We start from the raw sequence: 12,307 nt of genomic DNA, 5'->3' as shown, positions 1-12,307 counted from the left end.
AACGAATTTGGGCACCCTCTTTTTTTTCTGCCTTTTACCTTTTACCCCTTCTTTTTATCACCCAATGTACCACCGCACCAGCTCCGCCTAAAATAATGAGGATAGGCAAGTTTCCTATTATAAAAACAACGATCCCCGAACCCGCTTTAAGTAATAGATTGGCACTTGTTGCAAGTTGTTTCTTCGTTCTCTCCCATGTATTCAATTCTTTATTATCAATACCCGGTACCACAATCCTGTCCTGTGATAACGTGATTGTAACCGTCGAATATGAGGTCTGGTTTTCAAGATACTTCATTTGCCCGGTCAGCTGCTCTATTTCTTCTTGAACCATGGCAAGATCGGATGATATTTTCAGCAAATCTTCCGTCTTCTTAGCGTCCTGCATGAATGCAAGTAACCTCTCTTCCACAGCCCGCTTTGACTTCAGTCTTGCTTTTAAATCTACATATTGCTCCGTTACATCCTGGCCTGTCACGTTCCTTCCGACCACTTCTGAAGCCTGCCCCTCGGTTTCAGCAAGAAAGTCCTGAAAACGAGCTTCCGGAATCCGGACTGTGATCGTACCTTCTAACCTTTCTTCATCTTCGCTGTATACATTCGACTCTACAATATAGCCTCCGTATTCATTCGCCTTTCTTTCAATCTTCATTTGTGTTTTTTCAAGATTTTTCACTTTCAACTGAAGCTGTGCTTGGTGGATGACCATTCTTTCATTTGTTGCCGCCTCTTTTTCCGCCTCCTGATCAGAAGCCTGTTCCCCTGATAAAGAGGAGTCCATTTTACTTTCCGCTTTTTCTCCCTGTGACTTCGATAAGGATTCTTCTTTATCATTACTGCTACATGCCCCCAGTAAAAGAAACAAGCCGAAAATTAGTATCACTTTTTTTCGATTCATCAGTATTCCTCCTTCTCTTAACATTACCGACGAATAATTTGGAAGAAAGTTACACTTCAAAATGAAAGATGGCGTTACAAAAAACAATAAGAATTATAATTAGCGATGGGAAGTCGGGATATAGTGGAAAAAAATTTAACGGCCTTTCCCCGATTGAATACCGAGAAAAGGCCGAAGCTTAAAATACTCTTTTTTTATTATCTACTTGACAGGGGTATGTGCAGGAACGCTCTCTTTTATAGTTTCACGAGTAAATGTTGTAAACTCACGAGTAAATCTTCAAATTTCACGAGTAAATCCTCTTAACTCACGAGTAAATCTTCAAATTTCACGAGTAAACTCTCTTAACTCACCGGTGAATCCTAATTAATTATTGATATTGGTAATCCTGCCTTCAATTTCTGCCGTGATTTTTCCGCCTTTAAAGGTTTCTTTCACGTAGTTAACGAAAGCTTCTAGATCAGCATGTCCAAACACACGCTCTTTTCCTTTCAGGACGGTATAGTTATCACCGCCGCTTGCCATGAAATCATTGACGGCCACTGTGTACGTTTCGGCATCCTTGATTGGTGTACCATCCGCTTTCTTCAATAAAGTAACACGCTCCTTGACAGGTTTACTGAAGTCGGCTGTATAGCTCAGTCCAGATATTTGCAAAGTTTTCGGAGCTCCTTCAATGATCCATTGCTGTTGTAGCAGCGTTTTCACTTCGGCTCCAGTCAGTTCCAGCTTAACCAATACGTTCCCGAAAGGCTGGATTTTCGCTAAATCTGAAAAGGTGACTTCTCCCTTTGGAATATCTGCACGAATTCCACCTGGATTCATGAAAGCAAAATCGGAATTCAAATCTGCCTTCATCGAATCGGCGATTAAATTCCCAAGTCCAGTTTCCTGTGTATAGGCATTGGTTCTTACAATTTTCTCATCCGTTGTCCCAAGTGGGGCCTTCAACTCAGGGAACATGTCTAAATAGTCGTTAATGAATTTAGTCGTCCCGGCATCCGGTGTGATGCCCTCTTGTGTAACCGTAACAATTTCAGCTGACTTTTTGACAATATCCTTAGTATTTGGATCGATTTCCAAATCCACATCTTCAAAAGCCGTTCCATAAGAGTAAGCTTGTACAATCAATTTATTATCCACATAATTGTTGACTCTAGCATGATTATCTCCGGCTAAGATCACATCGACTTCATCATCCACCGCTTTGGCAAGATCAGCTACTTCACCTGTAATGACACCGTCTTTTTCAGTACCTGGGTCATGCGAGATGACAACAATGGATTTTACACCTTTTTTCTTCAACTCATTAACCGCCTTATTTACGGCAGGTGCCTGTTCAATGAATTCCACATTCTTAATGCCATCTGGACTTACCTTTTGAGGTGTATAATTCGTGACTACACCTATGAAACCAATATCAACCCCGCCGACCTTTTTTATGACGTAAGGGTCCAAAATAGGTTTATTCGTGTCTTTATATACGACATTGGCAACCACATACGGAAAGTTCAATTTATCAAATACTACATCAGATGTAGGCGACTTTCCGCCATTGATTTGAGCCATCAGGGTTTCTACCCCTTTGTCGAACTCATGGTTCCCGACTGTCCCGACATCGAATTTCATATTATTCAAAAACTGAAGCGTCGGTTTGTCCTGGATCAAAGAAGAAACGGGAGCACTTGCCCCAACGGCATCCCCTGCTGATAGTAAAAGTGTATTTTTAGGATTTTCAGCTTTACGCTGCTTCAAGTGCGCAGCTAAATAATCAGCACGCCCTTGTTTGATACCGCCAAAATCAGAAGTGGTATCCAGCTGGCCGTGAAGATCATTGATCCCGAGCAGTTGCACTTTAACGTTCTCTTTCCCTAAATTATATTTGTAGATGCCAAATCCTTTATCATCGTTTTTGCCTGTATAGGAAATCGGGCTTTCTTCATTTAAATAATCCGCACCCTTTGGTGATGAGGTGAAAGTTACGTTCACCTTGCCTGAAATCGGGGCAATCGACCAGTTATTATCAGCGGTTGGATTGATCTCTTTCTCTTGTGTAATGTAATCCATCAAGACTTGGCGATTTTCATCCGCAGAGTCAACTACGTATTCGCTGCCTTTGACTCCCGGGAAGTTTCCTCCGCCCGAAGCACGGTAATTATTCGTCACGACGATGAAGTCTTGATTCGGATCCACTGGCTTGCCATTATATTTCAAATCTGCAATCCTGCTTGAATCCGACACTTTTATCCCTTTTTCATCATAGCGCGGAGCCTTAGTGACATCGATTTGATATGTAACGCCGTCAATCACATCAAAATTATAGACGGCAAACTTTCCATTAAGCAATTCCTGTTCCTCAGTCTTAGCCGGATCAATTGTATTATATTTCCCCGCAGACATTTCAAGCCATTCTTTTACTACGGAACCTTTGATTTTGATCGCTTTCAGAGTATTATCGTATAAATATAAGTCGCCGGCGCTGCGAATTGTCAAACCACCTTTTTTTATTTCGGTGAATTCTTCGACTCCATTTCGTCCTGCTTTGAAAGGAGCTCCTACAGAGAGAATAGGCAAGTCTTTGTATTCAGGTCGGTTGCTTTGGATGTATTTTTCTACATACCATTTCTGTGCGCTTGTGACGACTTGTACAGAAGGATCATCTTGCACAAGGGCGAAGTAACTATGAATTGGAGCTGTAGTCGTTCCAATTGGTGTGTTAACATATTTGATCGTTCCTTCGTGATCCTTTTTAACCGCTTTAACGACAGCTTCATCTTCAGCTGCTATCTTCCCAGTTACTTTATCGTTGATTGCCCGTGTTGATGAATCTGAGTTAACGACTTTCCATTTCCCCTTGATATTCTGGATATCAAGATCGATAATCCCAAGATTACTACCGCCATATCCTGCTTGAACGGCCGGTACACCATTAATTGTACCCTTTTTATTATCCACACCTTTAAGAACTTTTCCTTGGCTATCTTTAAATAAGCTGTCTAAAGAAGCTTCATCTTGTGCCGGAAAGACTTTATGCGTATGGGAGAACGTGATGGCATCGATATCAGACACTTTACTTAATGAATAGATGACATCCTCGGTGTTCGTTGTGTCGCCATTAAAACCGGAGTGTGTAAGCGCCACGATTACATCTGCGCCCTTTTTCTTCATTTCAGGTACATATTTTTTTGCTGTTGCGACGATTTCTTTTGTAACGACCTTACCATCAAGGTTCGTTTTATCCCAATCCATGATTTGTGGCGGAGCAAATCCGATGTAGCCTACTTTTACGGATTTTTCAGCTCCATTAATATCTTTTACTTTCTTATTGACGATTTTATATGGGGTATATTTATTTTTATCATTATTCGGATTATTGTCTTTATCCTTTTTATAAACATTGGCATTAACATAAGGGAAATTCGCATCGTTGATGGCCTCGTCCAAATAAGATAAACCATAATTGAATTCATGATTGCCGAATGTAGCCACATCATAGTCAAGCAAGTTCATCGCTTTATAGACAGGGTGGACTTCACCTTTTTTCAGTGGCGCTATATTCGCTTTGTACGTACCCAGGGGAGTTCCTTGAATAAGGTCGCCATTATCCACTAAAACACTATTTTTCACTTCTTTTCGTGCCTGTTTGATCAAAGATGCCGTGCGAGAAAAGCCGACGGAGTCTGATACGGCATCCTTATAATAATCATAGCTCACTAGATTAGTGTGTATATCTGTCGTTTCCATGATCCTTAGTTCAAATGGCGCATCTGAAACGGAGGTTGCCAGGCTGTTGCCGAAGTTACTCGTATTGCCGTTATACTTGGAGACAACCGATACTTTGACCCAGTAACCCGATTTGTACGAGTTGAAGTAGGCAGAGAACTTTTGGGCCGATTTAATATCCGCCTCAACGGCTGACTGTGAAATGACCTTCGTCCCATTCATTAACTGGAAGACAACGGTTTCATTTCCTTTGTTCCCTTTTTTCGGTGTGACCGTCACAGTCGCTTTGGTGCCATTCGTGTAATTAACAGCAGGAGCTGAAATGATAAATGGTTTAGCAGCGACCGGTTTCTTATTAGCCTCTTTGGCAGATGCCCCGACCGGTACGGTAAATGGGGCTGTAATCAAACTTACAGCAAGTATCGGTGCGAGCATCTTTTTAACATTCATCTTGTACGACATACTTCACAACCCTTCTATTTTTGTAAAATGCTAGAATAATATAACATGATTTTGTCGAATAAGCGCCAAAATTTACCGTAATATTACGAATTTTGAATAAATGGTCCTATATAACCATTTTCATTCAAGAACATGGATCGTTGTTCCTTTATAAATATAATCGTTACAGAAATACGAGGGAATCCTTGGGAAGAAAGTTACTTTTTAAGGCTCGTCCATACATGAGCAAGCCTGCTTACATCGTATGGGATCTCAAGATCGTCCCTCTTTCTTCGACGCTCTCTACTTCACCGTGATCTCCTTTTTATGAAAACTAAAAAAACTGGTAAAGCCGGATGCATTACCAGTTTAAGAATATAGAAATCTATAAAGCCCTATCTATTAAACTAGCTGATACCGGTTCGATCCCCATCTCCCTTGACCAGATGGACAACTGGCCTATATGGTGTATTTCGTGGGCTATCAGATGGTGCAATATCCTTTCTTTTTCGTATGTCCCTTCCATCCAGGATGGCTGAATCATTTCATTTTCCCCATTAAACGAATCCGAGTTCAAATAGTCCATGACCTCAGAATGATAATGCTTAGATAAATCTTCCACTTTCTGGATTGCATCATAGGCGTCTAGATCAATCCCGACATCCGGCTTCCCTTGAATGGCCCGGATCCAGCTGCATTCGACATCGATAATATGGGCGAGCGTCCTCAAAATATTGCCCATCCCGCCCGTGCGCTGCCGTATAAGTTCCTCACTCGATACGGACCGGCACCATTTGAACCACTCATTTCGGACCTGCCAGTTATAAGTGAATAATGTCAGCATTCCTATCCCCCTAACACTCTTTGTCGTTACTATCCTCTTTATACTGATAATAATCCTGTCTTTGAATCGTTTTGAATCCGCAAGATTCATAGAGTCTTAAAGCATGCTCATTAGTCGCCTCGACTTCAAGAAAAATATCATATCCAAGCTGGCATTGTTCGGCTACAACCTTTTTCAATACCTTTCTGCCAAGTCCTTTACCCTGGTATTCCGGTAAAATGGAAAATCCATAAATCCATGCTTCCCTACCTGACTGATCAACACGAATTTTACCGACAGAACGGCCATCCTTTTCGATCATCATGGTTTTCAGGGTATCCTCATGCAGGATTCGCTGATAATAATCCCTCGCCTCTTTTTTCGTAAATTGGAAACATTGAATATCCAGCTGAATTTCCGTTTCCTCATCTTCTCTCCGTGAAGGGCGGACGACTGCATCCTCATAATCATCAAGCTCCGTTCCAGACCATTTCATTTGAAACTCAGAAAAAGCGAACTCACATGGCAGCTGTTTCAAAAATCCTGTCCCTGAATGTGATTGAGCAGGCGAGTTCAAGATGATCGACTTATAGTTGCGCTCCAGGGCACTCCTTATAGCGTCGTCCAACAGCTTTGTAAAAATTCCTTGCCTCCGAAAATCAGGATGTACCATCCCACACATCTCCACTTTATTACCAAAATCGTAAAGCCCAACAAAACCAACAAGTTTTAACCCATCATAGTGAAGAAAATCATTCTTATTCACACCATTTCGACTGCGAAGTGTCTCCCAGTTCAGCTTTAATGTAAAATCTTCCCGCTCACATTCATGCTGTAGAATCCGAATATCTTCTAGCTGTTTTTCATTCAAAATTCCCACCCCTTTTCCATACTATCAGTTTATTACCAAAAAAAAATAAAAGCAGCATCCTTTTACTTGGATGCCGCAAACTTTCCATAAGTTTTTTATGAATGTTGTTTTTTTAAAAGTATTTTCACTTTAACCCATAAAACAAAAATCGTATGAGGGGAGGATTTCCTATCTAATTCCATTGACGGATGAATTATTGTAGTAAAATGATTCCAATTGACGATTATTTTTTAATCATTTTGTGCTATATTCCAAATAATGGTTTATTATTTTTTATTTGACTTTAAAGGAGGGAATTATTGGTCAAAAAGTGCCTATTTCTTTATACCCGAATTCCGGACCCTTTTTAGAATAGAATCCGAAATTCGGTTTTTACTACCTAGCACATTACGTCCTGAGGTTATCGTTTCGTTTTATGAGCGGACTTTTTTAAGTTCTCTACGTCCGTTGTCAGTTCTTTTAATTTTTTACCGAAGCGGAAGAGCAAAAACATAGAAACGACGAATGGATAGCCAAATTCGCTAACTAATGACACCCACACAGTAGCATCCTCAATCATCATCCTCTTCACCCCTTTTCATGTATCTGATATCTAAAGTGAAACTTGTTTAAAAAAATCAATCTAGCACTATTGGTTTATGGATAAAAGAACGAATGTTCTTATATAATTGATTTATTCCCCTTGTCTATCACTTTATTAATTAAAGGAGGGATAGCAATGAACCAATTAACTTCTCATTTTTTTTCTCATTCATTGGAGTTCCTGCAACAACAGTACTCATCTTTCTTTGAACAACCGATTATTCAAGTATTTTTACAGGACCCAGAGCATTTAAAGATTTTCACCGAAACTCTCGATTCCCCTTCTTCACATAACATTTGTCATCTCAACGAGACCTTCAAAATTTTCTATTACCGGGCTAAAGTATACAAATACATGTGCTCCTTAATTTACTTTTTCTCCGTTGATTTTGATAAAAGGGCACGTAAGCAGCGGGAACGCTATCGAATGGTACTTGATTCGACACCAAAGGATACTGTCGGAATGATCGATCGAATCGGCACTTTGGACGTTCAACTTGAAAAGATGGGGGAAACGAATGAACTCTCTTCACACATAAGTGATGAGGAAATGATAAAAGCCTTGAAGAAGTTAACAGCCAAACAAAGTCTGGTACTGACCATGATCTTTTCCTATGGCCTATCCAACAAGGAAATAGCTGCCTATTTTCATGAATCTCCCCAGAATATCTCAAGCATTCGTAAACAAGCTCTCAAAAAACTGCGAAAGCACTATATGGATGAGGTATATAATAGAAAGGAGAAAAGCCATTGTGGATAAAAAACTAACAAAAGAAGAATTGATGAATCTAATCGATTCTTTGAATCCTAAAATAAAAAAATCGTTAAAAAACACCGACTATCAAGACCGCAATGATCTGGAACAGGAGATTAAACTCAAGATCATTGAGTCATATGAAAAAATCGTATCAATTGAGGCCCCTAATTTTGAGGAGTTCCTTGCAGAATTCCTGACTAAGCAAAAACAATGAAAAAGTACCAAGTCCAGCATGCATGCCGGACTTGGTACTTTTTTGCTGAATATCAGTATAATGGATTCAACGTCAGCTTATCACCTTTTGGATCATCCAATACCGTTTTGTGATAAGTACCTTCTGCCCAATCATCAAGCTGATCGTGGTACCACTCGCTTTTTACGTTACCTGATTGCCCCGGCCCAACGAGGTGATATCCCTGATTCATGTCGGATAGATCGATGACAAATCTCCAGGAGCCACCATGATTAACGGTTCCGTCATCTAAAAATGCCGCTGCCTGTACGGTTACACTGCTGCCGCCGACCGGCATTCCGCCGCCGCTGTTAAATAAATAATTTAACGGGACGACACTAGATAACGGATGGTTGAACCTTACCTGATGATAGTCTCCCCATTCCCAATCAGCTATATCGTCACCTTGTGATTCTTTCAGTTCCTTTACCGTCTCCTGTAACGACTTGGCGAGTACCTGCTCCAGTCCGCCTGCCTCTTCAATCCAAGGACCCGGCTTACCGCCCAGTGCCCGCCTTAGTAGTTCATCAACGGCCGAACGCCTTCCATTAAAGAGGTTGAGCGTTTCCTCCGGTATTTCTTCTGTAAGCAAAACTTCCCCTATTTTTTTCATCCACACATTAAAAATCATCGGTGCTGCTTCATCAACGGAATCAATATGATTCCATTTCTCCAGAATCCTTAGTGCCTGGTCTTCCTGTTTTCCTGATGGACCTTTCAGTACCTCTATAAATTGAGGGACAAACTCCTTAGCCTGCAGATTCATCTGATCCATCTGCAAGCTTTGCATATCTTCTGCAGTAAGCTTTTTATTCGCTTTTAAAAACTCCTGTATCCTCATCTGACGGTACGGCTGCGCCCAGTTATTGCTGATATGGTAAGGATAATCATCTGATATGACTTTATTATTCGCTGTCGAAATGAATCCCTCTTCCGGATTGACCGTTTTTGGAAGTTCATCAAATGGAATGTAGCCTTTCCACTCATATTCATCCGTCCAGCCAGGTACAGGGAGCATACTATCGCCTTTTTTACGGATAGGGATTTTCCCATTCGCCTTATAGGCAATGGTCCCATCGACTGAGGCAAAGACGAAATTCTGTGCCGGCGTTTCGAATTTCAAAAGGGCCTTTTCGAAGTCTTTCCAGTTTTCCGCTTTATTCATATTCAGTACCGCTTCAAGCTCTGCGGATGGATCAAGTGCCGTCCACCTTAATGCAAGGACTGTGTCTTTTCCGCTTTTCCCAGCAAACTCGGAGACAACCGGTCCATGACGGGTAACCGTCACTTTATAGTCTAGTGTCTTACCATCCTTCACCTTGATCGGTTCGTTTAAGATGTGAGCTTTTTCCCATTTATCTTTGAAGGCGAATTCCTTTTCGTTTTCCGGGTTTCTCTTCTCAATATACAGATCCTGGACATCCGGGCCTGTATTGGTCACACCCCATGCGACCTTTTCGTTATGACCGAGAATGATTCCCGGAATCCCCGCAAAAATAACACCGCTCACATTGACTGTCGGGGCCTCCAGGTGCATTTGGTACCAAACGGACGGTGTAGCTAACCCCAGATGGGGATCATCCGCCAATAATGGCTGGCCGGAATCCGTTTTCTTGCCAGATACGACCCAGTTGTTGCTGCCGTTGAATTCATAAGGAATAACGGCCCCAGCGAAACTTTTTTCAATATCCAGTTCTTCCTTGCTGATGATATATGGAGCGCCCTTTGGATAATCCGGGAATAAATCATACGCTTTTTCCTTTGGGAAGGTTTGCAGCAAATACTGTCTAAACGCCTGATCTTCCCAGTTCCCGCCTAAATCAAAGGCCATGTATTTACCGATGGTGAGCGAATCGACGGGTGTCCACGGTTCTGGTTCGTATCCAAGTAAAGTGAACTCTACCGGCCATTTTCCGTTCTCCTTCAATTCATCGATATATAGATTTACCCCTTCTGCAAACACATCCAAGGCTTCTTTCCCGTCACTTGTATATGCTGCATAAGACGCTTCAGCCGCCCGCCTCAGTCCCAGCGTTCGGAAATATTTATCATTTTTGACGGTTTTCTCACCAATCACTTCACTCAATCTTCCAGACGCCTGACGCCTGCTTAAATCCATTTGAAATAAACGGTCCTGTGCTTGAATATACCCTTGTGCTAAATACAAGTCATGATCATTTTCCGCCTTGATATGTGGTACCCCACTGGAATCCCTCACCACTGTAACCGGTTTCAAAAGACCGGATAGCACTATTTCCCCCTTGGTTTCGGGCAATGAGCGCAATAGAAATACGTTTGTTACAATCAAGACAGACAGCAAAAGTAAAATCAGAATTCCTAAACTCCATAGGACGCGTTTTCTCCACTTCCGTTTTGGTTTTTGCTGAGGTACGACAGCTTCCATTGCTACATCTCCCTTTCCCTTTAAAGCTTTCTTTCTACTTTAGTTATTCGCGTTTCTATCCATCTTTCCTACTTCCCCCATAATTTTATCTGTTTTTCTCTTTCATCACTTCAGAATAAAGAAAACACACCGAAACAAATAATCGGTGTGCTTTTCTTATTTATTCAGATATTCAATCACTTTGTCTACATCATCCGTATACAAAAGGGACTTATCAAAATCGTGGGTTGCCTTATTCTCTGCCTCCAGGTAGTCAATCTGTGATAGGCCTCCAAAAAACCTCTTCCATTTATGGTTTTTCTCAAGAAGTTTCGTTTCCCGTTTGATATCCTCTTCTATGAACTCATTAATAATAAAACAAGGATCAGAAAGTGTCGGATTCTTGAATCGTTCGTTCAAGGTTTGCAATTTTCCTTTCTCCCAATTTACCCTGATCAAATCCGATATGACCACTACATTTTCCACCGAATCAAGAATACGGTTTGAAAGAGCATCATATTCTTCATCTTGCAGTCCTTGATCCGTCATAATTCCTATACAGTACCATGTTTTATTTATTTCTAAATCCTTCTTCTTCTTAAAAACCATGCTAGATTCACCATCCCTAATTCACAGGCTGTTCTTGTTTTACTCTCTTTATGACACCCAGCACCTCATCTAAAATTTTCTCACTTGTGCCCTGCTCCGCTTTGAGCATTTCCATTCCCTCTCTATTGACCATCTTGAATGTCCAATTATATGAAGGAGAGGCAAGTACATGTAATCCTTCGACATCTAAAGGGGGTTCCTCCCCCTTTGTATTAATACAATTTTATCGATTCTTAGTTTCTTAGTTTCTTATTTTCTTTGGCAATCCAAATTGCGGATACATCTGTTTTACCATATCATGATTTTTCAAAATAAAAAAATATCGGTGAATGTAAATGGAGAAAAACGCTGTTAAAATCGATAAAATGGATATCAACAACACGAATATCATCATTCGGACCGATTCACTGTAAATATAAGTCAATATCAATTGAGCAATGACATATCCTAGTCCAGATGCCGCTACTACTGGAGAAAGATTCGCCTTTGTCCCCTTTTTCTGATTCTGAAGTCTTGCATATGTGCCCGAATAGAGGGCTTTAATATTGAGCCCATTCGCTCCGATAATCAGCCCAATAAAAAAGATTGCACCCATGATAAATGGCCAAGGTCCCTCTGCTCCAATGTTTCTATATAAAAGCTTCTGTGTGGTAAGAAAGAACACATATGTATTGACGAGTCCATAAAAACCAAAGAATAAATAATAAGACTGTTCAAACTTATAAGGCGCGATGACATACAGTAGCGCCCATAAATGGATGACTGCGATGGGGATAAGTGCAGCGATAAAAAAATCATGGGAAAAAGGAACCGCCACGATTGGTAATAATCCCAAAGCATCTAAAAAAATTAAAAAATACACGATGACATTCCCCCTATTTTCTTTAGGGGACTGAAATTTCAGATAAGATTTTATTATTGGATCGTACTCTTGTTGTTTATTCATTAATACACCTCTTAGCATTAAGCAAACCAGGAACCAATCTTA

Annotated in this window: 10 protein-coding genes; 2 read left to right on the top strand and 8 right to left on the bottom strand. The window is 40.8% G+C overall.

Features of this window, described 5'->3' with window-relative positions:
- Nucleotides 1–34: 34 nt before the first annotated feature.
- The 5 genes from ACQKKK_RS18285 to ACQKKK_RS18265 form a co-directional block, all read right to left on the bottom strand.
- The gene (locus ACQKKK_RS18285) at nt 35–898 is read right to left on the bottom strand and encodes a DUF4349 domain-containing protein (RefSeq protein ID WP_427617961.1); all 864 of its coding nucleotides are present in this window, start codon (nt 896–898) and stop codon (nt 35–37) included.
- Nucleotides 899–1,264: 366 nt separating this feature from the next.
- Complete coding sequence (locus ACQKKK_RS18280; protein WP_427617959.1) at nt 1,265–5,083, bottom strand: bifunctional 2',3'-cyclic-nucleotide 2'-phosphodiesterase/3'-nucleotidase; 3,819 nt, start codon at nt 5,081–5,083, stop codon at nt 1,265–1,267.
- Nucleotides 5,084–5,447: 364 nt separating this feature from the next.
- Nucleotides 5,448–5,906: a DinB family protein gene (locus ACQKKK_RS18275; RefSeq protein ID WP_427617957.1), complete on the bottom strand. Its 459-nt coding sequence runs from the start codon at nt 5,904–5,906 to the stop codon at nt 5,448–5,450.
- A 10-nt stretch (nt 5,907–5,916) separates the two neighbouring features.
- Entirely contained in the window at nt 5,917–6,765 is an 849-nt protein-coding gene (locus ACQKKK_RS18270; protein ID WP_427617955.1) for a GNAT family N-acetyltransferase, read from the bottom strand.
- A gap of 391 nt (nt 6,766–7,156) precedes the next feature.
- Nucleotides 7,157–7,318 (bottom strand): YvrJ family protein, encoded by a 162-nt coding sequence (locus ACQKKK_RS18265; RefSeq protein ID WP_427617953.1) that lies wholly within the window; start codon nt 7,316–7,318, stop codon nt 7,157–7,159.
- 156 nt (nt 7,319–7,474) lie between these two features.
- Between ACQKKK_RS18265 and ACQKKK_RS18260 the strand changes: the two genes are divergently transcribed.
- Together ACQKKK_RS18260 and ACQKKK_RS18255 are read left to right on the top strand one after the other, a co-directional pair.
- Nucleotides 7,475–8,098: a sigma-70 family RNA polymerase sigma factor gene (locus ACQKKK_RS18260; RefSeq protein ID WP_427617951.1), complete on the top strand. Its 624-nt coding sequence runs from the start codon at nt 7,475–7,477 to the stop codon at nt 8,096–8,098.
- Nucleotides 8,091–8,309 (top strand): hypothetical protein, encoded by a 219-nt coding sequence (locus ACQKKK_RS18255; protein WP_427617949.1) that lies wholly within the window; start codon nt 8,091–8,093, stop codon nt 8,307–8,309. Before ACQKKK_RS18260 ends, ACQKKK_RS18255 begins: the two co-directional genes overlap by 8 nt.
- Before the next feature lie 52 nt (nt 8,310–8,361).
- On the opposite strand, the gene ACQKKK_RS18250 is transcribed toward ACQKKK_RS18255, so the two are convergent.
- The 3 genes from ACQKKK_RS18250 to ACQKKK_RS18240 form a co-directional block, all read right to left on the bottom strand.
- On the bottom strand, nt 8,362–10,731 hold the full coding sequence (locus tag ACQKKK_RS18250; RefSeq protein ID WP_427617947.1) for a penicillin acylase family protein: 2,370 nt from the start codon (nt 10,729–10,731) through the stop codon (nt 8,362–8,364).
- 156 nt (nt 10,732–10,887) lie between these two features.
- Entirely contained in the window at nt 10,888–11,319 is a 432-nt protein-coding gene (locus tag ACQKKK_RS18245; protein ID WP_427617945.1) for a hypothetical protein, read from the bottom strand.
- Nucleotides 11,320–11,560: 241 nt separating this feature from the next.
- Nucleotides 11,561–12,265: a hypothetical protein gene (locus tag ACQKKK_RS18240; RefSeq protein WP_427617943.1), complete on the bottom strand. Its 705-nt coding sequence runs from the start codon at nt 12,263–12,265 to the stop codon at nt 11,561–11,563.
- Nucleotides 12,266–12,307 lie beyond the last annotated feature (42 nt).

The organism is Peribacillus sp. NPDC006672 (assembly GCF_050274955.1).
Classification (GTDB): domain Bacteria; phylum Bacillota; class Bacilli; order Bacillales; family DSM-1321; genus Peribacillus.
Note: the sequence above shows the minus strand (reverse complement) of the source record. Positions and strands in the feature narration are given on the sequence as shown.